Here is a 23,531-nt window from a genome sequence, read left to right on the forward strand (position 1 = left end):
TAACACTCATGCTAGTAGTATGTCCAGAGATGAGAGACTGCAAACCTATGAATCTATTAAATCTATAACTTTAAAGCAAGCGCCTTAGGCAGCTGCAAATCTTCCTCAACATCCCGCCCATAAAGATGCACACTCATTACAATCCCCATACAGGCCATATTGATTAAAAGTGACGTGCCTCCATAGCTGATAAAAGGAAGTGTAATTCCCGTAAGCGGCATTAGGCCGATAAAAGCTCCAATATTTTCTAAGATTTGATACAGCAGCATAGCCGTAATTCCAATAATTAAAAATGGTCCGCTGCGCTCCCTACTCTCTAGGGCAATCAATATCATCCGATGAAGAAGAATAAAGAATAGCAACAGCAACAGCGCTGAACCCACGAACCCAAACTCCTCCGCAATCTGTACGAATATAGCATCCGAATAGGTATAAGGAACACGGTTACTCTGCACAGAGCTTCCTTGCATGTACCCCTCGCCGCTCATCCCTCCGGAGGCAATAGCCACTTTAGCATTTTTCGTGTGATAGCTTGCATCATCTGACGCCAAATCAGGTACGAGCCATGGATCAAAACGATCTACTAAATGCTTCCTGCCAAGGGTCTCCTCAAAAAAATGAACCGCTTCATCATGATAGTGTATATAGCTTAGAATTCCTGCAAGACCCAATCCGCCAACTATAATTAGCCCGATGAGCGCATGTGAAATTTTGATATTCCCGATCCACAGAAGTCCGATCAATATAACGATGTAACTTAGCGCATTTCCCAGATCATTCTGTACAATCACTATAACAAAAGGAAGCAATGTAAGAAGCGCCAGGGGGACGACTCCCTTCCAGAAGGTTAGCGTAGCCCCTTGTTTACGGACCAGAATGGACGCGAGTAAAAGAATCAATATCAACTTAAAAAGCTCCGCAGGTTGAAAGCTAAGACCGCCTATCTCCAGCCCCAGTTGCGCACCGTTCTTCACCTTACCAAAAAAACTTACTGACACCAGCAGACCTATACCCAAAATATAAATATAAAGAGCATATTTCACAAATATCCTGTAATCCACAAAAGTAAGCACAAAGAAAGCTGCAAACCCTACGATATAGTATTTCAGCATTTGTAAATGGAAACCATCTAGTTTCTGAACTAATCTACCATTAGTCACGCTATATATTGAAAAAATACTAATGACCATCAGCATAACTAGAACAATAAGGATCACACTATCGATTTTCTTGAGCTTTTCAAGCATACGTAAACCCCTTACTCTATTAAGGTTCCAACCACCCTCACCCGAGGAAGGTCGCTCCTTTCTATTGTAGAGCATTTGAGGTTACAATTCCAAATTTATGTAATGCATCCGAATTAAGAGATTCATCTTTCGGATCAGCGGACGGACATCCTCATTATAAAAAAACCGTCAGTTCCTATCCATAAAAGATAAGGTTCTGACGGTTTTTTTTGATTACGTGTTTATATCTGTTTGGCAGCTGCATAAGGAGTAGGCTTAGGCAAATCTTCCTCTACATCCTGACCATGCAGACGTACACTCATTACCAGTCCAATGCTGGCCATGTTGATAAGCAGGGATGTACCCCCAAAGCTAATGAATGGCAACGTGATACCTGTCAACGGCATCAAGCCAATAAACGCGCCGATATTCTCAAAAATCTGATACAGCATCATCGCGACAATACCGACGATCAGAAACGGACCCGCTCGATCTCTGGATTCCAGCGCGATCAGAATCATTCGGTGTATCAGGATAAAATATAGTAGCAGCACAAATGCAGAACCTACGAATCCAAATTCCTCGGCAATCTGCACAAAGATGGAGTCCGAATACGTATAAGGCACTCGATCCGTCTGAACAGAACTGCCGTTCATATAGCCCTCGCCACTCATCCCACCTGAGGCAATCGCCAGTTTGGCGTTTTTAGTATGATAAAGAGCTTTCGCTGTTGCTTTGTCCGGAACAAGCCAGGGGTCGAAACGTTCGATCCAGTGTGAGCGGCCAATATCCGTGAGGAACGTTTTAATTTCATCATGATAATGGATGTAACTCATAATTCCGGCAATCGCAGAACTCGCTACAATTACTAGCCCGATTAAGGCATGAGTGTACTTAATGTTACCAATCCATAACAGACCTGCAAGAATCACAATGTAAGACAAGGCATTCCCAAGGTCATTCTGTGTAAGGACAATAAGGAACGGAAATAAGGTCAATAGACCCAGCGGCACAACATCCCGCCAAAATAAGAGCTTACTCTTATTCTTTCGGACGAGCATAGCTGCCAGGAATAGAATCAATATCAGCTTAAATAGCTCGGCAGGTTGAAGACTCAGTCCACCAGGGAGGGACAACCAGCCTTGGGCATTATTTTTGGTCTCTCCCAAAAAGCTTACGAGGACCAGAATACCTATCCCAAACAAATAAATATATAACGCGTATTTCACTAAAATTCTGTAATCTAAAAAGGTCATTCCAATAAAAGCAATAAAGCCAATTGCATAATACATCATCATACGGATATGATGTCCGTCCAGCTTTTCTCTTCCATGTGTCACACTATATATGGCGAAGATGCTGACAGTCATGAGCAATAACAGAACGACTACGATAGCACCATCAATCTTCTTAATCTTCTGAAGCACGTTCTGCCTCCCTACTCTAAATCTGGGCTTTCTTTATAGTTCTCTAAGAAGTCCGGTTAAATTCTATTGTAAAGGAAGTCGGATTAAAAATACAATTTCACTACCCGAGCACCAGAACTCCCCTGCATAGCATGTAGAATTATCGTGCTATACCAAGCACATGACGCGGAATTCCAGCCAGATCATTAATGGTGATGATCTCTTTCCAATGGCCGGCCGCGACAAGCAGTTCGGCCACTTGCTCGGCTTGTCCGAAGCCGAGTTCAAAGCCAATCAGACGCGGCGGTGCCGGGAGCAGCGCCAGCTGCTCCATCATCCGGCGGTACGGGTCCAGCCCGTCCGCCCCGCCATCCAGCGCAGTGCGCGGCTCATGGTCGCGCACCTCACGCTGCAGCCCGGCGATATCCTCGCCGGGAATGTACGGCGGGTTGGAGACGAGAATATCCGTCTCCATCCCCGCGAACGGCTCGAGCAGATCGCCGAGCCGAAAGTCCACGGCTGTGCCGGAGCGCATCGCATTGCGCTTCGCCACAGCTAGGGCCGCCGGCGAAATGTCGCCGGCGCAGACCCGCCACGCCGGCGCTTCCGCCGCCAGCGTGACGGAGATCGCTCCGCTGCCGGCGCCGATGTCGACGGCGGTCAGCGGACGTAGAGCGCGTCCACTTTCCGCGTCGCCCGCACGATCTTGCGCTGCCGCTAACGAAGCAGCGCCTTCTTCTTGCGCCGCTTCACCCAGCGCAACCATGCCGTCCGGCCACAGCTCCGCGCCGTACCGCAAAATCGCCTCGACCAGTAACTCCGTCTCTGGCCGCGGGATCAGAACATCAGGCGTCACTTCAAAGGGACGCCCGTAGAACTCTTGCTCGCCGATAATATACTGCACCGGCTCACCCTTACTCCGGCGGGTAACCCCCGCCTCCCACGCTTCTTTAACCGCAGCTGGAAAAGGATCCGCCAGCACCATGTAATACACTGCTCCGGACAAGCCAAGCACATGCTCAAGTAGCAATTGCGCACTGCGTTGCGGTTCATTACAACCGCTCTGGCTCAAAAAAGAAGAAGCCTCCGCAAAGGCTTCCCGGATGCTTTTCACTTCCGACATGACAAATACGCCATCGTTCAAAGCATTATTATCCATTGTCCATACTATCCATCAAATCAGCTTGTTCAGCAATTGAAAGAGCCGAAATAATTTCAGTGATTTCTCCGTTCATAACCTGCTCCAAACGGTGCAGTGTCAAGCCAATGCGATGATCTGTAACCCGGCTCTGCGGGAAGTTATACGTCCGGATACGCTCACTTCGATCACCCGTACCTACTTTGCTCTTCCGTTCACCAGCATACTTCGCTTCCTCTTCCTGCCGTTTCATATCAGAGATACGGGCACGAAGCACTTGTAGTGCTTTTTCCTTATTGGAGTTCTGTGACTTACCATCCTGACAAGTAGCAACAATGCCCGTAGGTACATGAGTTACACGTACTGCAGACTTGGTCGTATTTACAGACTGTCCGCCTGCACCACTTGAACAGAAGGTATCCACACGAATGTCTTTATCATGGATTTCAATTTCAAATGCTTCAGCTTCCGGCATCACCGATACTGTAGAAGTAGAGGTATGAATACGTCCACCGGATTCAGTTGCTGGGATACGCTGTACGCGATGCGCACCACTTTCGTATTTCAGCTTACTGTATGCACCGCGGCCGTTAATAAGGAAGATAACTTCTTTAAATCCACCAAGGTCACTCGCATTGACATCCATTAACTCCACACGCCAGCCTTGTGAATCTGCAAACCGGGTGTACATCCGGTAAAGGTCGGAAGCGAATAATGCCGCTTCATCTCCACCCGCGGCACCACGAATTTCGACGATTACGTTCTTATCATCATTCGGGTCTTTAGGCAACAGCAATACACGGATTTGCTCTTCCAGCTCTACCTGACGTTTGGAAAGGTCGTCAATTTCCATCTTGACCATTTCCTTCATCTCATCATCAAGCTTTTCGCCTTGCATTTGTTTAGCGGCTTCAAGCTCTTCCATTACGTTCTTATATTCAGTATACGCCTCAAAAGCAGGCTGTAGGTCTGATTGTTCTTTGGAATAATCCCTCAGTTTCTTACTGTCGTTTGCAACATCCGGATCACAAAGCAGTTCACTGAGCTTCTCATAGCGGTCCGCCAGGGATTGCAATCGGTCCAACAAGGGAATTCACCTCTCCTAGTTCAATTTCAAATTCGCAAATAAAGCGATTAAAACATATGTCATAAAAATAGATATACGACTTTATATTATACCAAAGATATTGTGAAATGGCTACAGTTCTGTACGCGTATATGCCATAATAAATGACTTATATTTTAAAAGAGGACCATCCCAGCAGTAGATACCCCTACCGACTGAGATGACCCTCATATCCTTAGTACGCTTCAGTCCTCTTAAACGTTGAAACGGAAATGCATAACGTCGCCGTCTTGCACCAAATATTCTTTACCTTCAAGACGCAATTGACCACGTTCTTTCGCACCATTCATAGAGCCAGCTGCCACAAGATCTGCGTAAGCCACTACCTCAGCACGGATAAATCCACGTTCAAAATCTGTGTGAATTACACCAGCAGCGCCGGGCGCTTTAGTTCCCTTACGAATGGTCCATGCACGAACTTCCTGAACGCCTGCTGTGAAATACGTATACAAGCCTAGCAGCTTGTAAGCCGCTTTGATCAAACGGTTCAAACCAGATTCTTCTAGTCCAAGTTCTTCTAGGAACATCGCTTTATCTTCGCCCTCAAGCTCGGCAATTTCAGCTTCTACTTTAGCACTGATCGGAACAACTTCAGCACCTTCAGTTGCTGCAAATTCACGCACTTGCTGCACATAAGGATTATCCTCTGCACTTGCTACTTCTTCTTCACTTACATTCGCTGCATACAGCACTGGCTTCAATGTTAACAAATGAAGATCACGAATAATAAGCTTCTCGTCATCGGACAATTCTATACTACGTGCAGGTTTATCTTCGTAGAGCACTTCTTTGACGCGTTCAAGCAGTTCAACTTCTTGAGCGTATTTCTTGTCGCCGCCCTTGATGTTCTTACGGGAACGCTCAATCCGCTTCTCAATGCTCTCAATGTCAGCAAGGATCAGTTCCAAATTAATGGTCTGAATGTCACTGATCGGATTTACTTTTCCATCCACGTGGGTAACGTTCTCATCTTCAAAACAACGAACGACATGAACGATAGCGTCTACTTCGCGGATATGAGCTAGGAACTTGTTGCCTAGTCCTTCACCTTTACTCGCACCGCGCACAAGACCAGCGATATCAACAAATTCAAAAGCAGTAGGTACAGTCTTGTTAGGTTGTACCAGCTCAGTCAGTTTATCAAGACGTTCGTCCGGAACTTCAACGACACCAACGTTAGGGTCAATCGTGCAAAAAGGGTAGTTTGCGGATTCTGCTCCCGCTTGCGTTATTGCATTAAACAATGTGGATTTTCCTACGTTAGGAAGACCGACGATTCCCGCTTTCAAAGCCATTTATATGACAACTCCTATTTTCAGCTAAATTGATCATCCGAATAAGTAATACGATCTAAACCATTATATATTAGAACATATTCTCCAGCAACACCGGATGTCTTGCAGATGTGTCAATCCAGCCTTATCCAAGCGCACCCATTCATTGGGAAGCCGCAAGTTCCAATACCTTTTTAATCGCCGGCTGATCCAATAGAGGTTTAGAGGTATCGGGATCAACCTCAATATCAGGCACGGTCTTTACCTCCTCATTACAGCTTCCATCAGAGTTCAGTCCCATCTCAAAGGAAAATCTGAATACATAACCGCTATTAGGCAATGCAACGACAAGCGGATCCATCCCTAGTCCATCCCCACCTGTTCTGCCACCAACAACCGTCGCAAACCCGGTTCCTTTTGCAAAGGCTGCAAGACCTTCCGCTGATGAATACACAGAGCTATCTACCAGCAAATAGATCTTTCCTTTAAAACCAACGGATTCTTGAGGGATTACTACATCTGTATTTTTACTATATGTCTTAAACATTTTCAATGCTTCCGATGGTAAATTAGGCAACTGTTCGTCTTTGATGCTGGTAATAGGCTGCTGCCCCCTTGTGATCTGACGTGCCTGCATAAAGGTCTCAGCATAGTTGCCTCTTGTATAAAGTAAGTATGTATTGTATTCGATAGGTTTATTGATCAGCAGAGGAGCAATATGAGCTCTCCAGTAATTACTGTTTCCTCCGCCATTTCCGCGGATATCTAGAATTAATGTCTTATAATCTTTAACTTCTATTAAAAAATCACGAATCTCCGAACTATCCATCTCCATGAGACTTCCGGCAAAGCTTCGCATGCCTAGATACGCTATTTGCTCTGGCTCTATAATAACCTTTTTTACATTCCCGGAAGTCTTTCCTGTCTGACTCCCTGCCTCACCACTATTCATATCGTTTACAATGCCATTAGAGCTTTGCTGCTCCGCTAAAGGTTTCTGGTTGTAACGAGCCAACACATTTGGCTGTTGAAACACGTTGATCCAAGGCTCATAACCAAAACCTGCCTGAACATAGGCGTTTAGAAACCATGGATATTCTTCCTTAGATAAAAAATTCGTATGCCCATTATTTAACCTGCTAAGTACGAATCTCATTCGTCTAAAAAACTCATCATCTGTCTTCACTGCTGCAATTTCATTACGGTACTCCTCTTTGTTCGCAAGCCAATCCTCTCCATTTAGACGCTTATTTACCTCTAAGAAAGGGTAGTTCTCCTCAATAATCTTCCACATATAATCAAAATCCTCTAATCTTTGTTCCACTGTCAATGGAGACAACGCCGCTTCTGGCTGTTCTTCCGCTACCTTTGAAGAGGCTACCGGCGCAACCGGACTTGCCTGAACTTGCCCCGACGCAGATTGCTTTTTCCCTGGCAAATCCCCACGGTTGCAACTAACCAGTAACAGTATTGCAGCTACAGATAAAGCCGCTGGTAATACAAACCTTGGTCTCACCTTAATCCCCCTTCCAACACTCTTCTATAATCCATTTTCAGGAATTTATTTAATAATCATATTTTTCTATTAATCCTAATTCAAATATATTTATCACAATTATTTACATCAAATTTTGGAACAACAAAAAAAAAGACCTCCTTCGAGGTCTCCATGAATAGCATTATAGATCTTTAGACATCGTAATGTCGGTTACGGTATATCCCATTTTTTTGTACAGCTCAAATGCACGATTGTTCTGACCGAAGACATGTAACCCGATTTTGGTGACGTTCATCTCACGGGCTTCTTCATCAAGTGCGACCATAGCCTGCTTGCCATAACCTTTGCTCTGATACGGTTCAAAAATGTAGAAATCATAAATGAAAGCCTCTCGGCCACCGCGGCCTTCACTTACATTAAACCAGATATATCCAACCTGAGTATCACTACTTATCTCTACTATAGAATATAGATAAGCACCATCTGTGTTCAACCCTTTGGGCAGAGACTGTGAAATGGCTTCCTCAGATAGCTTCATCGCGATTTCAGGATCCCAAGCACCGGCTTTAATCTTATCTTCCGCATAGTCACGAGTAGCTTGACCTAAGAAAAATTGAAAGGCGGATTCATCCATATGGACCAGTTTAATCATTATCTTTTTCACTTCCTCACTTTTATATTTATTACATACCTCTATTTACGTATTAAACGGGAAGTTCCACGTAAAGTTGCTAAATCGGGAGCACCGATGCCGAACATCGCTATCTTAAGCTCCAGCTCCACTTGAGCCAGTGCAGCTTCGAGTGCCTCTTCAGAATCTACTGCCGGTCCTAACAGATTACGTCCAAAGCCTGCTAAATCAGCACCGAGGGCTAATGCCTTCGCAGCATCCACGCCATGCTTCAAGCCGCCGCTGCCAATCAAAGCCCCCTTCGGGGAGACAGCACGTACCTCTGCAATGCAATCTGCGGTTGGAGTACCCCAGTCCGCGAAGGCTTCAGCCGCTGCGCGCCGTATAGGATCTACACTGCGGAACTTCTCCACCTGACTCCAGGATGTTCCGCCCGCACCCGCCACATCAACAAAGGCTACCCCTGCATTATAAAGACGCCCTGCTGTATCACCGTCAATACCCCAGCCGACTTCTTTTACACCTACAGGAACCTCAAGTGTACGACATACTTTTTCTATCTGAGATAACAAGGACGCAAAACCAGTATTCCCTTCCGGTTGGAAGACCTCTTGAAGACCATTGAGATGCAATACAAGAAAATCCGCACCGGCAATATCCACAGCTCGGCGACATTCCTCCACTCCGAAGCCATAAGATAACTGTACCGCGCCAATATTAGCAATAACCGGAATATCAGGCGCTTTGTCACGTACATAAAAGGTTTCGGTTAGCTCAGAGCGCTCCACCGCTGCTCGCACAGAACCAACACCCAACGCCCACCCGCGACGCTGCGCTGCCTCCGCCAGCCGAGCATTAATAGCTCCAGTTGCTTTACTGCCACCTGTCATCGAGCTGATCAACAGCGGTGTTCGCAGCTCACGTTCCAGGAACGTAGTCTGCAATGATATATCATCGAAATTCAGCTCTGGAAGAGCATTATGCCGAAATCGGTAATGTTCAAACCCCGTAGTCACACCGACGCCACCGACTTCTTCATTTAGACAAAGACGTACATGTTCTATTTTGCGTTCACCTGTCCTTGATGCAGGCATTAAAGACTTGTCTGAACCTTCTACAGTCGGTAGGTCATTGCCATGATCCGCGCCAGACTGCCTATTTGCATCATATGGTACGGCCTCTTCTGGCGTATGATTCATGCTCCGTTCCTCCTATTCCTAAACTGCACTTATTATAACATATCCCTACAGTTGAATTTACAATATGAAGTTAGCGAATTCCCCATGCTGCTTCATTTCTCCCCACTAGGTGTTAATAGGTTGGTACATGCCGGAGCATATTAAGTTTATAGGAAGTGCTCTGCAATACTTTCAGGAGGAACTTCCGATGACATCAGATCGTGAACAACCCGTTCAGCCCCAAACGATTCAAAATATAACCCATGCTTTAGATCAAAAAAAACGCACCTCTTCACGACGCCGCAAACGAGTGATATGGACTTGCGTCATTCTAATTCTCTGGTTAATCGGCGTAATGATATATCAGACACATAAACCTCTTCCCGCAGGGATTTCCTATGAAAGTCCCCTATACAAAGTGAATAATGTATCCTTCTGGCATGATCTAACTTATCCAGACGGGACGGACACAGGTAAGCAGGAGAGTGAAATTCTTCCGAGAATTCTACAGATCGTCGAGGAGTCAAGGGAGTTCTTAGTCATTGACCTGTTTCTGTTCAATGATTATACCCATAAGGATCAGTCATTTCCTCCAGTCAGTCGAATGCTGACTGATAAGTTAATCTCACAAAAGAAAACCTATCCGGAAATGGAGATTGTCTTCATCACCGATGAGGTCAATACTAACTACAACTCAGCGCCCAATCATCTTCTAGAAGAAATGAAGGCCGTAGGGATTCGAGTCATCATGACCGATGTTAATGCGCTGCGAGATTCTACACCTGCATATTCAGCCTTCTGGCGCACCTTCATCCAATGGTTCGGACAATCCGGTAAAGGCTTTATCCCTAATCTTATGGCCAGTGGTGGACCGGATATTACCGCTCGATCTTATCTAAAACTACTCAATGTAAAGGCGAACCATCGTAAAGTGATTGTTAGTGAGAACACCGCACTAATTTCCTCTGGAAATGTTCACGATGCCAGCGCCTACCACTCCAATATTGCTCTGGAGGCACAGGGTCCAATTATTGCTGATATTCTCCAGACAGAGCAGGCAGCAGCCGATCTTTCAGATGCAGGTCCATTGCTACTTCATAAGCCCAATTTCACCCAAGAAAAAAACCTACCATCAGCGGAAGCTCTAGAAGTTCGCTATTTAACAGAAGGAAAGGTATACAAATATGCGCTGCAAGGCATTAGGTCCGCACGGAAGGGGGATACCGTATGGATGGGGATGTTCTATCTTGCTGACGATGCCATTCTGGATGCGTTGGTCGAGGCTACATCACGCGGCGCTAAGGTGAACCTAATCCTGGATCCAAATCAGAACGCCTTCGGGCGTGATAAAATCGGGATCCCCAACCGTCCGGTTGCCATGGATCTGAACAAACGCACGAACGGTGAAATTTCTATTCGTTGGTACAATACAACCAAAGAGCAATATCATCCGAAGCTGCTCTTTATTGCCAAACAAACCGGGAGCTCCGTCGTTCTTGGCGGTTCTACCAATTTCACCACACGCAATCTGGATGACTACAATCTGGAGAATGATCTGTGGATTTCTATGAAGCGGGATCAGCCGCTGTTCACAGAAATGGAAGCCTACTTCAATCGATTGTGGAATAACGAGGGGCATGCATTCACTTTGCCTTTTGAAGCCTATCAGAGCGATGTGACCTGGTTCAAGTACATCCTGTTCCGGCTGCAGACTAACCTGGGCTTTACTACCTTTTAAGCGAAAAAAATAAAAAAACCACCGTTGAGAAGGAAACACTCTCTGCGGTGGTTTAGCTTGTAATGAAGTTATAGCAGAGGGGACATTAATCTGGCGGCAGATTCCAGTATACGTATCACCATGCGTTTATTCATAAAGGTCTCATGCACAATCTGAGTGGTAGACAGTAAATCCCGTTCAAAATCAGCAACGATTCGTGTAACACTCTCTGTCTGAAGCAATAATGCGTTAACCTCAAAGTTAAGATGGAAGCTCCGCATGTCCATATTTGCCGTACCAATAGTCGCTATTTCACCATCCACGATTAAAAGCTTAGAGTGTATAAAGCCCTTCTCGTATTCATAAATCTTCACTCCAGCTTCCAGCAATGCCGGGAAATAGGAGTGAGAAGCCAGAAACGGAATCCATTTATCCGGCTTAGCAGGGAATAACAAGCGAACATCTAGACCGGATATGGCCGCTACACGGATCGCAGTCAGGATATCCTCGTCCGGAATGAAATAAGGGCTGGCAATCCATACTGATTTCTCAGCAGAAGTGATCATGGAGAAGAATATATTTTTGAGTGCACGGCGCTCATTGTCCGGTCCACTCGCAATAATCTGTACTGCTCCGTCCCCTGTCATGAAGTGTAGCTGTGGCGTGAGATAATCCTGCTCCAGTATTTTTTCACCCGTAGTATGCATCCAATCTTGCAAGAAAATGATTTGCATCGTCCGTACCGCTTCGCCTCTAATCAACATATGGGTGTCGCGCCAGAATCCATAAGTTTTGCTACGGCTTAAGTATTCATCCCCCACATTGAGTCCACCCATGAACCCGACATCGCCATCGATGACGACAATTTTTCGGTGATTCCGGTAATTCACCCGGCTAGAGAAAAAGGAGGTGGAATTACCATATGAAGCCACCTGTACCCCAGCATCAACCATCTCTTTCAAAAAGGCTCTGGAAAGCTGAAAGCTACCTACTGCATCATACATGAATCGAACCGACACACCCGCACGTGCCTTCGCGATCAAAATCTGTTGAATACGCGTTCCAATATGATCCGCACGGAAGATGTAATACTCCATATGTATATGGTGCTTAGCTTGTCGCAGCTCTAGCAGTAATGTCCCAAACGTCTCTTCACCATTGGTGAGTATACGCGTCTCTGAAGCAAAGGAAATCGGAGTGCGCGCTAAGGTCTTGGATAATAGCAGTAGTTTTTGGCGAGAGGGATCAAAGACCGACCAATCTTGATGCGTGCGTAAGGCGTCATTCTCAATCCGCTCATAGGCCATAAGATCTCGTTGTGCTTTTTTATCATATTTACGTCGTTTAAACACGTTCTGTCCGAATAAAAAATAGAAGACTAGACCTAGCACCGGAATCAACGCAAGCAAAAGAATCCAAGACATTGTGGTAGAAGGATTACGGTTCTCCATAAAAATAGCCAAACTAATCGAAATGACGGTCAGTGTGGAGAAAATACTAATAATCGTTCCAGCAGTACTCCCAAAAATACCAAAACCAAAATAATAAAATGCTATGAAAGCCCCAATAATAATTATAGATTGAAGTCCTCTTCTCATATTGTACCTACCTTCTTATTCATACAAGCAACACCAAAATGACACATTTATATATTACATGAAGAACCTATATCTTCCTAGACAATTACTGTGTAAAAATCTATTTACAACAAAACTGTAACCCTTCTGTTCTGAAATTTGTAATGACAGGATGGATCGAATATAATTATTTTTGACCGATTAGTCAATTATAGAACTGAGTAGTCAGAAAGGAGGTTATCCCCCCCCAATGAGCGATAAAACTATGGACAAACAAGAGCAGATTATTAAGATCGCCATGCAGTTATTCGCTGTGAAAGGCTCCTCATCCACGTCCATGCAAGAGATCGCCGAATTATGCGGAATTTCGAAGGGAAGCTTGTATCTAGTATTCAAATCAAAAGAAGAATTGGAACGAAGTATTTTTCTCTATTGTTACCGAATGATTCGTGATCCCTTATTGCGTGAAGAACAAGAAACCCAAAGAACACCGCGTGAGAAGCTTAGAAATCAAATAGAAATTCTACTGAGCCATGTATACGAATTACGGGAGTTCTTACAGCGTCAAATTCAGGAATTTGCCGGAAAAGGATTTGATACTGAAGTACCGGAATGGCTACGTAGAAACAATGCCTCCTTCTTGCGCTGGTTTCAGGTGAAGATGGAGAACCTTTATGGAAAAGACATCGTTCCCTATACCGGAGATTTATGTATTGTAGGTCATGGACTAATCAAGTCATATATTGCGGTTATTTTTCGTCAGGATACCCATTTGTCCCTTGCCGTTATGGCTGATCATCTAATGAATCTACTAGATATTATTGTAGCTGGTCTTCTTACAAGTAAGCAGGCGCCTCTCATCAACTCTACTATTCTAGCAAGCTGGATGGAGGAGAATGAGGAGAGTAAGCGCAAGAATCCACTTCAGATCATTAAGGACATGAAGACTGTGGTCAGTAAATTAGATAGTATAGAACCCGAAGAGTCAGCCGATTTGCTGGAATCACTCAACATTCTAGAAGGCGAAGTTCTCTTACCGCACCCACGCAAAGCAATCATACAGGGGATGTTGTCCAACCTCCAATCCTGCTCAGAGCTCACTACACCATTGGAAGAATTGAGGAAGCTGGTTACCTCTTTTTCAAATCATTCATGCGTATTTCGTTAATTGCTCTATAAAGAGTTCGTGAGAGAGAAGAAATTGGATAGCGAGTATTATAAATTTTCAAAATGGCGCCCTATTCGTAAAGAAAAGGCCCGAGAGGAGCAGAAACAACACTTATGAAAAGCTTAATTAATTTCTCGCTCAGGAACAAATTTGCCATTTGGCTTCTGACGATAATCATTGTATTTGCCGGTTTATATAGCGGACTGACAATGAAGCAAGAAACCTTACCTAATATTAGTATACCCTATCTTAGCGTAACAACCATTTATCCGGGGGCTGCACCAGAAGGTGTCGTTAATGATGTCAGTAAACCGTTGGAGCAGAAGCTACGTAATGTGGATGGTGTAAAAACGATCACCTCTACTTCTCTGGAGAATGCCTCCAGTATCCAAATTGAGTTCGATTATGGTACGAATCTGGATAATGCGACAGCAGCAGTTCGCGAGTCGCTAAATGAAGTCTCACTGCCAGACAATGCGCAGAAGCCTTCCATTTCTCGCTTTAGTCTTAGCTCAATGCCTGTCGTTTCCCTCAGTCTATCCAATGGAGATTCAGAGGATCTTGAGGAACTAACCCGTATTGCCGAGAACGACATTCGCCCTGCCCTTGAGGATGTTGAGGGTGTCGCTTCTATACAAATCTCTGGACAATATGTTAAAGAGGTTTCGCTTAAGTTCAATCAAGACAAGCTGAGTCAATATGGATTAACCGAAGATACAGTTAAAGGTATTATTCAAGGCTCTTCCCTCCGTGTTCCACTAGGACTGTTCGAGATGGACAAAGCCCAAAAGGCAGTAGTAGTAGATGGCAACATCACTACTGTTGATGATCTTAAAAATGTGGCCATTCCAGTGATGCCAACTGGGGCTGCCGGTGCTGCTGGCGCTGGTTCTCCTGGAGCTGAGGCTGCTGGGGCTGCCGGAGCAGGTGCCGGAAGTGCGGCTGGTACAGGCGCTGTAGGCGGAGCTGCAAATGCAAATATGGGACTGCCAACTGTGAAGCTGGGAGAGCTTGCCACGATTGAGGTTGTTGGGAATTCTGAATCTATCTCCCGTACGAATGGTAAAGAATCGATCGGTATACAGATTGTCAAAGCCAATGATGCCAACACTGTTGATGTCGTAAATGGCGTTAAGGACAAAACTGAAGAATTAAAAGCACAATATAAAGGCATCGATCTAACAGTTCTGCTTGACCAAGGTAAGCCGATTGAGGACTCCGTAAATACAATGTTGTCCAAGGCAGTATTTGGTGCCCTTTTCGCAGTAATCATCATTTTGGTCTTCCTGCGGAATATTCGTTCGACGATCATTTCTATCATCTCAATTCCATTATCACTACTGATCGCAGTGTTATGTCTGCGTCAAATGGATATCACGCTTAATATGATGACCCTTGGAGCGATGACCGTTGCCATCGGACGGGTAGTCGATGACTCGATTGTAGTCATAGAGAACATATACCGACGGCTCTCCTTATCCGGCGAGAAACTGAAGGGTCGGGAATTAATCAGTGCAGCCACCCGTGAAATGTTTGTACCCATCATGTCCTCTACAATTGTAACCATCGCCGTGTTCTTACCGCTTGCTTTGGTTAGTGGTATGGTTGGGGAGCTATTCTTGCCTTTCGCTTTAACTATGGTCTTCGCCCTGCTCGCTTCATTGGTAGTTGCGATTACCCTAGTGCCTGCAATGGCTCACTCCTTGTTCCGAAATGGATTGAAAGGCAAGAAAACGCACAGTGAGAAACCAGACAGACTGTCTGCCGGTTATCAAAAAATTCTGAACTGGTGTCTTTCTCATAAGCTCGTTACGTTCGGAGTTGCAGTTCTCCTCCTTGCGGGCAGCTTGTTCCTGATCAAGCCTATCGGTGTTAGCTTTATGCCTTCTCAAGAGGATAAAACGGTAATGTTAACATACTCACCAAAGGCTGGACAAAGAACTGAAGAAGTTCAAGAGCAAGGCCTGAAAGCTGAGAAATATATTTTAGCGCAGCAGCATGTGGATAAAATGCAATATTCCATCGGTGGCGGCGGCCCAATGGGTATGGGCGGATCCAGCAACTCAGGACTCTTTTTCATCGTTTATGATAGCAATACTCCTGATTTCGAAAACGTAAAAGAGAAGTTGATCGAAGGCTTAGCCGCAGAAGTTCCAGATGGTGTATGGGGCGATATGTCCGCCATGATGAGCGGAGGTATGGGTGGAAGCACGTTAACCGTAAATGTATTCGGAGATGAACTAGATCAAATTAAGCCGGTAGCGGATGAGATCGCCAAGATCGTACAAGCTGACACCGCTAATTTCAAAGATGGAGAAACAAGCCTCAAAGAAGCTTACGATCAATATACGATTGTAGCGGATCAAGGAAAGCTTAGCTCCCTTGGACTTACAGCGGGACAAATTGCGATGAAGCTTGCTCCTGCAGGCACACGTCCGGTACTCACAGAAGTAGAAATGGACGGCAAGAACTACAAAGTCTATATCGAAACTGATAAAGAAACGTATAAGAGTATTAAAGAAATGGAAGAGGCTACATTGACTTCACCACTAGGCATTTCCGTGCCAATCGGGCAAGTCGCTAAAATTGAAAAAGGCTCTTCCCCTGACTCGATTACTCGGATGGACGGTAAAATGAAGGTAGATGTCACTGCTGAGATTATTTCTAGTGACGTCAATAGTGCTTCAAATATCGTGAAGGAAAAAGTAGATGCTATGGAATTACCTGATGGCGTAACGGTTAGCTTCGGTGGTGTAACTGAGCAAATCAATGATACGTTTGGTCAATTAGGTATTGCTATGGCGGCTGCTATTGCCATCGTATACTTTGTGCTTGTGGTTACATTTGGCGGTGGATTAGCTCCATTTGCTATCCTGTTCTCACTTCCTTTCACCATCATCGGGGTTCTCGTGGCCCTTCTGATCGCTGGGGAAACCTTAAACGTCTCCTCCCTCATGGGTGCGCTGATGTTGATTGGTATCGTAGTCACGAATGCGATTGTCCTCATCGACCGCGTTATTCATAAGGAAAAAGAAGGAATGACCACACGTCAAGCCTTGCTTGAAGCAGGCGGTACACGTTTACGTCCAATCTTGATGACTGCACTTGCAACAATTGGTGCATTACTGCCACTGGTTACAGGACTTGAAAATAGTGCGGGGATCATCTCCAAAGGACTAGGCGTTACCGTTATCGGCGGCTTGATCAGCTCCACACTGCTGACACTTGTAGTAGTACCAGTTGTGTATGAGTTCCTGATGAAATTCCGCAGCAAAAAGGTAATTGACTAAACCACTTGATGCGAATCAAGTAAGCATGCTAGATGAAGAAGCTGTCTCAAAAGTAGTGAATGCTACTTATGGGACAGCTTCTTTTTTTATGGAATGGACAAAGTAATGGGCACTACTTATCCATTATTTTTTTGGTTGAGTAATGGGGCTTTTATACGGTGGCGGCGGGTGATTCGCGATAGGCGACTATGTAACGGACAGTGGGTCTAAAATTAATTAGGGAAAAGCTCCCTAATAAAAGCCGATAATCACTCAGAATTAACGAAATCAGGGAATTTCTCCCTGAAAATCAGCTAATTCGCCTGATTTATTACCCAGTCAGGTGAATTATAGGGAGTTTTTCCCTAATTACACGTCTTGTGAGCATTAACCCCAGAGTTTTAGGGAGAAATTCCCTAATTATTATTCTAGCGCTTCACTCGGATCGGAATTTGAGACTTCACTCAGATCATCATACCTACTTCACTTGGATCACCGCTTGGATCACCGCTTTGTTCACCATTCGACACTTCATTTTTCAGCGTATTTCACAACTCTTCAGCACGAAAAACCCGGCCTAATTTATAGGCCGGGCTCTATATTATAGTGTTCTTATACCATTGCTGTTGCACTGCTCTCCAGCGAAGCTCTCCAGGAACGCAGCATTTGTAAATCAAGGGGTAGAAACTCTGCGAGCATATGGGAAAGTCCCAAATACAACGTACTATCCGTTGCCGCATTTAATTTCTCACAGAACTGCGGAGTCCATTGCAGTAAATGATCCTCTAAAAAGGCTACCTGAATATCAAGTAGATCCATAGCACTTCTAATTGAGAAGCTATTGTACAACATACGCTCATGCATCACTGCCATAAACTCCAGCTCGATAGCAATATGATCATCAGCCTCACCATTACACTTGTTAAATACAATTCCCGCGGAAGTATACACATCAGCAAGCACGTTGCAGAAATCTTCAGAACGCCCTAGAATAGCAGCTTCACGTAATTTAAAAGAGCTTACTGTTTGTTCATGCATAAGCCGTTTATACTCTTGGCTCTCTTTCTCGCAAATATAAGGTAGCTTATTCGGTTCCTGACTCAAATATCGTTTCAGTTCCCGTCCACCTTCCGTCATCTCTGCTGCAACACTCATCTTGCGATTGCGGCTCCACTGAGCCACAAGCGAGAGTGATGGTTTTCTACCCAAAAAATCCACTAAAAGCTGATATATTAATCCCCGACTTTCCAACCAATGGCTAAATGCCTCCGGCACGGCGAGCGATGGAACAGTTTGCATAGTCATTTTGCAAATCCTCCTCAATGGGTTTCCCGGTCACGCATCGTCTAATTACGATATGCATTTTCCGGTATCCTTTCTGTTTTCGCAAAAGTGAACGTAAAAGTAATCCGCACCTAGATTATATCGGATATTTAAAATGCTTTCCGTGAGCATTCTATGTCTAATCACTTCATTTGTCGTACTTTTGTCACATTTTCGCAAGTCTATTTCGGCTTCGTTATTTTATTTAGTTTGTCCATTATTATGCAAAAAAATCATATGCCGACTTGTTCAAAAAGGGAGTGTTCGACCCATCCAACACTTTGCTCATTGACGTACCTCCGAGCGATCTTTAAAATTCTAAACAAGTATAAATGCCTTCGCCTCCTCTTAAGGAGAGAAGCACTCAAAACACCAACAAATGAAGGGAGCAACGCCATGGAGCCGCTGACGGACCCTTTTGGACGTTTACACGATTACATCCGCATTTCGGTTACCGACCGCTGCAACCTGCGTTGCATTTATTGTATGCCAGCGGAAGGGATGGAATTCCAGCCGCAGGACGAGATTCTAAGCTATGAGGAAATCACCGCAATTGTGGAATCGCTAGCCCCCCTTGGATTGCGTAAGGTACGGCTAACAGGAGGAGAACCTCTTGTACGCAAAGACCTGGAGAAGCTAGTGACTATGATATCCGCCATTCCGGGGATTGACGATATTTCACTGACTACGAACGGATTAATGCTTCCAGCGAAAGCAGCGCTGCTAAAAGAAGCCGGGCTGTCACGAGTGAATATCAGTCTGGACTCTTTACGGCAAGATCGCTTTTCTATGATTACACGCGGCGGTGAAGTCTCCAAGGTACTAAAGGGAATCGAGGCAGCACAAGCTGCTGGACTGGAGCCAATCAAGCTTAACGTTGTATTAATGAAAGGGATTAATGATGACGAGATCAAAGACTTCATCTCCCTTACGTTGAACAGTCCACTAAATGTACGCTTTATTGAATATATGCCCATCGGAAGTGCTACTGATTCTTGGCGCCAATCCTATCTGCCGCTGGAAACTGTTATAGAAGCTTGTACTGCGGCCGGCTGGGAAACCGAGGAGGCAGAGATGCCATCTGGTAATGGCCCTTCCCAGAATCGGCGGGTTATTGGAGCGCAAGGAACGTTCGGTCTAATCCATCCCGTAAGCGATCACTTTTGCGATAACTGCAATCGTCTAAGACTAACTGCAGATGGCCATATTAAAGCTTGTCTATATTGGGAAGATGAGTACAATGTCCGCCCCCTAATAAGCGATCCCGCAGCAGTGCAGGCCTTATTCCGCAAAGCTCTGGGTAACAAGCCGCATAACCACGAAATGGCATTAGCCTTGGAGAAAAAAGCACAAAGTCACACGCCGACGGCTCGGCGTATGTCTCAAATTGGAGGCTAGTCCGTCTCATTAAAAACGCCGCTTTCCCCAAGTCATCTGGGAAAAGCGGCGTTTCATTTAGAGATTAAAGGATAGCCTTCGCCATCCACTATTATAGATATAGAGCCTCGAGCAGCTTGTAAAGCGTCGTTGCTGCCTCCGCTCTTGTAGCATTGTTCTCAGGTCGGAACGTATGATCCTCGAATCCACCCAAAATACCAGCTTCAACACCTGCTTGTACAGATGACTGTGCCCATTGTGGAATGGAGGCAAGATCCGCGAAGTTCCCCTCATTATCCGTTTGCTTATGGGCATTGACCTTCAAAGCATTAGCGAGCATAACTGACATTTCAGCACGTGTAATCTTCTCAGAAGGCTCGAAGAACTTTTTACCGTTCACATCATATCCACGAAGGATTCCGGCATCTACCGCCGCTGCTACATCACCTGCAGCCCAAGCTGGAATATCACTTTGATCCTCGAATTTCACTGTGCTGCCTGTAGTTTGCAAACCAAGCGCCCGTACAATCATAGAAGCAAACTGCGCCCGGGTAACATCCTCATTCGGGCGGAAGGTATGATCCTCGTACCCTTTCATGATGCCCATACCAATTAGACGGTCTGTAAACTCTGTGGACCAATGATTATTCAAATCGGTAAGCAATGGGGCCTGATAATTAAACACAGCATATTTGGCAAATTGATTTAAACTTGCAGTTATAGTCCCATCCAATTGGATGCTTCCACCTACATATACCCACTTATTAAGCTGTTCATTGTAATAGTAAATAGCTGCTTTATGCCCTGGTGTAATCTGACCCGCATCGTAATTCAGAGATAGTTCTACGGGTTTATTAAGCATTCCAATCTTGTCGCTAGTAAGCTCTAATGTTGCACTCACAGCCTGAAGATCACCCATCACTGGTGTCTCACCGGTGGCAACAACCGTAAAGACAATTTCACTGTCTGCAGACAATGCTCCAGCCGGAATTGTAAAGCTGCCCATGTCTTTAAGTGTGCCTGTTCCTCCCTGCTGTGCTTTTACATCCAATTCCACATACGGAGTTGTAGAAGGCTGCTCTGTAGGAGATGGCGTTGGCGTAGGGACTGAAGTTGCAACTGGACCGCTGCCCCCTCCACTGCTGTTACCCGCATTTACAACTACGGTGCGTACAACCTCAGCAGCCGCATTACCAGCCAAATCTGTGGCATTGTACTTCAGTGTATAGGTTCCTGGAGTCTGAACATCCACTGTTCCTGTCACCAGGATAGAGCCTGCAACTCCAACCTTGTCAGTAACGTCTGCGCCCGGGTCCTTGAAGTCATCGCCTTGAGTCAGACTAAAATTGCTATCCCCCTTCAAGGTGATCACAGGTGCTGTACGATCGATATTCACAGCAATCGGCAATGTTGTCTTATTTTCTAAAGAATCCGTAGCCTCAAATTGCAGTTGATGTTGCCCTTCTTCCGAAATCTCAACTACTTTCCCGCTTTCATAGGGTAGGAAATCTCCGTTCACATCTTTCGCTAATTGAATAGATACATCTGACCCAGGAATATATACGCTGGCATATACACTTACGGAAACACTCTGATTCGTCCAGTTACCGCTTAAATATGTTTGTCCGTTCTCAGTCTTTAATGTGCTATGAAGCGCCAATGGAGTAATGTTATCATCTCCGCTAAGCGTTACTTCAAAAGCCTTCGTTTCCTTAGCCGCGCCTCGCTGGATCGTAGCTGTTAAGGTTAGCTTCGCATCCTTTTTAGGCTGGTAGATGAGTTTACCTTCATTCGTCATCAGAACCGGATTAGAGCTGTTCCAAACAATACTTGTTCCGTGTTTGCCTTCGGTAGGCAACGTTAGATCAGAAGTTACTGCGCTTGTGTCTCCAAGATCTAACTCAGTCATAGTATCGTTAACGGCCTGCTGATCGCTATACGACTCCACATAAACAAAAATGGGATTGGAATAAAACCACATATCACTATAATTACGGGCATTGATTTCTTCGAAACGAGTCAGGTTATCGACAGTATTATTTTTAGGATCAATCTGCGGTTCACCGTTTACGGTCTCTCCAGCAACGTCAGTTCCAAGATTAGTCCCTCTTAAACGGAAATAACGATCCTTGTCCGCTGCCCCTACCTGATACTTAATAACATTGTAGCCTTCGGCATCTGTAGTCCAGTCCTCCCTTGTGAAACGTTTCAGTACTTTTGTTGTATCGTTAGTTGCTTTGGTGTACTCAGGTGTACCAGGATCAACCTTGCCGTTGACTTCACCGGAGATCAGATCTACATGGTCCACTTTAACGGCATCGCCATTATTATTTTGCTGTGGACTTTTGAAACGGATCGTAAGCTCTAGGTCGTCCCCTTGTTTTACGTCCAGTTCACCGCCCATTTCTTCCTCTTGCCCATCTCCAGATACATTAAACTCTAAGGCGTTGATGAGATCTCCAAAGACAGAGAAGGATTTCCCTGACCGCATGCCGTCTACGACAGCATGAATATCGGAGCCATCCACCCAAGTGTAGTTCTTGGAATACTCACCAGGCCAGTAACCGCTAGAGAATTGATCATTTTTTGTTTTGAAATGAAAATCTGAGTTAGCAAAATTCCAGAACCTGCGGCCCTCGCCAAGCAGAGCATCCCACATTCCTCCAAGCTGAGCAACCTTGACATCTGTACCCCCGTAAGTCTCAGGCGTCTCTCCTCGATCACTCGACATCTGATTGCCCAGCATACCTTCAAAGCCGAAGACAAGATTTGGATCGATATTATTAAAGTCCCGGATATCCTCTATTTTAAGCTCCGAGCTTGTACCATTTTTTCTGGAGGGATGATTGATCAGTACATAGCTATCTGGATAATGACTGCTTAGCCATTTCATAGCTGTGCGTGTATCTTCTTTTGTAGAAAAAGCTCTAGTATCCGCCGCACTCCACTCAGCCACATCTGCCGGATCGAACATACTTACATCCCGATTAGTAAATAAATATTCAAATTGATTAATAGCCTTCAAAGCTTCTGCGGACCTTGGTTCATCTGTAACAATGCCAACCGCTGCATGATCATATTGAGGCATATCCCACTCAAAGCCGGAAAAAATGATTTTTCCAGCGTATTTGCCTTCTGCCTGTAATTTCTTAATTTTCTCATTTTGATAATCAACAATGCCTTGAGACATCGGAATAGAACCGCCAGGGATATTCACTCCTTCATCATCCCGGTCAGATACCCGAAGATGGTCAGCCAGTGCCATCCAGTCAAAACCATTTTGTTCAAATGCAGCATCTAGCACACTTTTCAAAGATTCCTGAGCATCATTCGATTCATAAGTATGTGCATGGTATTCACCTGTCATCCATTTCCCTGAATGTTCTGAAGTTGTAGCTGTGAAATCAGGCGTTGATTCACCTGAAGCACTGTAAACTGTCTGTAATGAAAAGTTGGGTGCTAACAATAATACGGCAAGCGAACTGGTCAGAAAAACGCGAATTTTGCTCTTCTTCAAAATATTTAATCCTCCGATGACTTTTTGATTTTCGTAGATTCTATATTTAGAATAGTAGAAAATTGTAAAGCCATGTCGGATTTTGTTGCATGTTTATGTAAATATT

Annotated in this window: 15 protein-coding genes; 4 read left to right on the plus strand and 11 right to left on the minus strand. The window is 44.9% G+C overall.

The features are described from left to right. Positions 1 to 62 precede the first annotated feature (62 nt). From NST74_RS27740 to fni, 8 genes are all read right to left on the minus strand, one after another. The gene (locus NST74_RS27740; RefSeq protein WP_341115482.1) at positions 63 to 1,247 is read right to left on the minus strand and encodes an FtsW/RodA/SpoVE family cell cycle protein; all 1,185 of its coding nucleotides are present in this window, start codon (positions 1,245 to 1,247) and stop codon (positions 63 to 65) included. A 221-nt stretch (positions 1,248 to 1,468) separates the two neighbouring features. After that, a complete protein-coding gene (locus NST74_RS27745; RefSeq protein ID WP_341115483.1) occupies positions 1,469 to 2,653 on the minus strand; it encodes an FtsW/RodA/SpoVE family cell cycle protein in 1,185 nt (394 codons plus the stop codon). Between the two features lie 139 nt (positions 2,654 to 2,792). Next, complete coding sequence (prmC, locus tag NST74_RS27750; RefSeq protein WP_341115484.1) at positions 2,793 to 3,791, minus strand: peptide chain release factor N(5)-glutamine methyltransferase; 999 nt, start codon at positions 3,789 to 3,791, stop codon at positions 2,793 to 2,795. Further along, positions 3,784 to 4,857 (minus strand): peptide chain release factor 1, encoded by a 1,074-nt coding sequence (prfA, locus tag NST74_RS27755; RefSeq protein ID WP_042131385.1) that lies wholly within the window; start codon positions 4,855 to 4,857, stop codon positions 3,784 to 3,786. The genes prmC and prfA overlap by 8 nt, the downstream gene beginning before the upstream one ends. A gap of 233 nt (positions 4,858 to 5,090) precedes the next feature. Next, positions 5,091 to 6,191, minus strand: a complete 1,101-nt coding sequence (ychF, locus tag NST74_RS27760) for a redox-regulated ATPase YchF (RefSeq protein WP_042131387.1) — start codon at positions 6,189 to 6,191, stop codon at positions 5,091 to 5,093. Between the two features lie 142 nt (positions 6,192 to 6,333). After that, positions 6,334 to 7,686: a S41 family peptidase gene (locus NST74_RS27765; protein WP_341115485.1), complete on the minus strand. Its 1,353-nt coding sequence runs from the start codon at positions 7,684 to 7,686 to the stop codon at positions 6,334 to 6,336. Between the two features lie 163 nt (positions 7,687 to 7,849). Beyond that, positions 7,850 to 8,320: a GNAT family N-acetyltransferase gene (locus tag NST74_RS27770; protein ID WP_341115486.1), complete on the minus strand. Its 471-nt coding sequence runs from the start codon at positions 8,318 to 8,320 to the stop codon at positions 7,850 to 7,852. Positions 8,321 to 8,361: 41 nt separating this feature from the next. After that, positions 8,362 to 9,393, minus strand: a complete 1,032-nt coding sequence (fni, locus tag NST74_RS27775; RefSeq protein ID WP_339291503.1) for a type 2 isopentenyl-diphosphate Delta-isomerase — start codon at positions 9,391 to 9,393, stop codon at positions 8,362 to 8,364. A gap of 292 nt (positions 9,394 to 9,685) precedes the next feature. On the opposite strand from fni, the gene NST74_RS27780 reads away from it, so the two are divergent. Continuing rightward, entirely contained in the window at positions 9,686 to 11,215 is a 1,530-nt protein-coding gene (locus tag NST74_RS27780) for a phospholipase D family protein (protein WP_341115487.1), read from the plus strand. A gap of 68 nt (positions 11,216 to 11,283) precedes the next feature. On the opposite strand, the gene cls is transcribed toward NST74_RS27780, so the two are convergent. Then, entirely contained in the window at positions 11,284 to 12,792 is a 1,509-nt protein-coding gene (gene cls / locus NST74_RS27785; protein ID WP_341115488.1) for a cardiolipin synthase, read from the minus strand. A gap of 229 nt (positions 12,793 to 13,021) precedes the next feature. On the opposite strand from cls, the gene NST74_RS27790 reads away from it, so the two are divergent. Both NST74_RS27790 and NST74_RS27795 read left to right on the plus strand, forming a co-directional pair. Beyond that, positions 13,022 to 13,939, plus strand: a complete 918-nt coding sequence (locus tag NST74_RS27790) for a TetR/AcrR family transcriptional regulator (RefSeq protein WP_341115489.1) — start codon at positions 13,022 to 13,024, stop codon at positions 13,937 to 13,939. A gap of 113 nt (positions 13,940 to 14,052) precedes the next feature. Next, positions 14,053 to 17,229 carry an efflux RND transporter permease subunit gene (locus tag NST74_RS27795; RefSeq protein WP_341115490.1) on the plus strand — a complete coding sequence of 1,059 codons (3,177 nt, stop codon included), beginning with the start codon at positions 14,053 to 14,055 and terminating at the stop codon, positions 17,227 to 17,229. Between the two features lie 591 nt (positions 17,230 to 17,820). Here NST74_RS27795 and NST74_RS27800 read toward each other — a convergent pair. Beyond that, positions 17,821 to 18,513, minus strand: coding sequence for a TorD/DmsD family molecular chaperone (locus NST74_RS27800; protein WP_076119010.1), 693 nt, complete (start codon positions 18,511 to 18,513; stop codon positions 17,821 to 17,823). A 414-nt stretch (positions 18,514 to 18,927) separates the two neighbouring features. On the opposite strand from NST74_RS27800, the gene moaA reads away from it, so the two are divergent. Continuing rightward, on the plus strand, positions 18,928 to 19,929 hold the full coding sequence (gene moaA / locus NST74_RS27805; protein ID WP_042131400.1) for a GTP 3',8-cyclase MoaA: 1,002 nt from the start codon (positions 18,928 to 18,930) through the stop codon (positions 19,927 to 19,929). A gap of 91 nt (positions 19,930 to 20,020) precedes the next feature. Here the strand turns inward: moaA and NST74_RS27810 are convergent, their stop codons facing one another. Beyond that, complete coding sequence (locus NST74_RS27810; RefSeq protein ID WP_341115491.1) at positions 20,021 to 23,425, minus strand: S-layer homology domain-containing protein; 3,405 nt, start codon at positions 23,423 to 23,425, stop codon at positions 20,021 to 20,023. Positions 23,426 to 23,531 lie beyond the last annotated feature (106 nt).

The organism is Paenibacillus sp. FSL F4-0125 (genome assembly GCF_038008565.1).
Taxonomy (GTDB): Bacteria; Bacillota; Bacilli; order Paenibacillales; family Paenibacillaceae; genus Paenibacillus_AQ.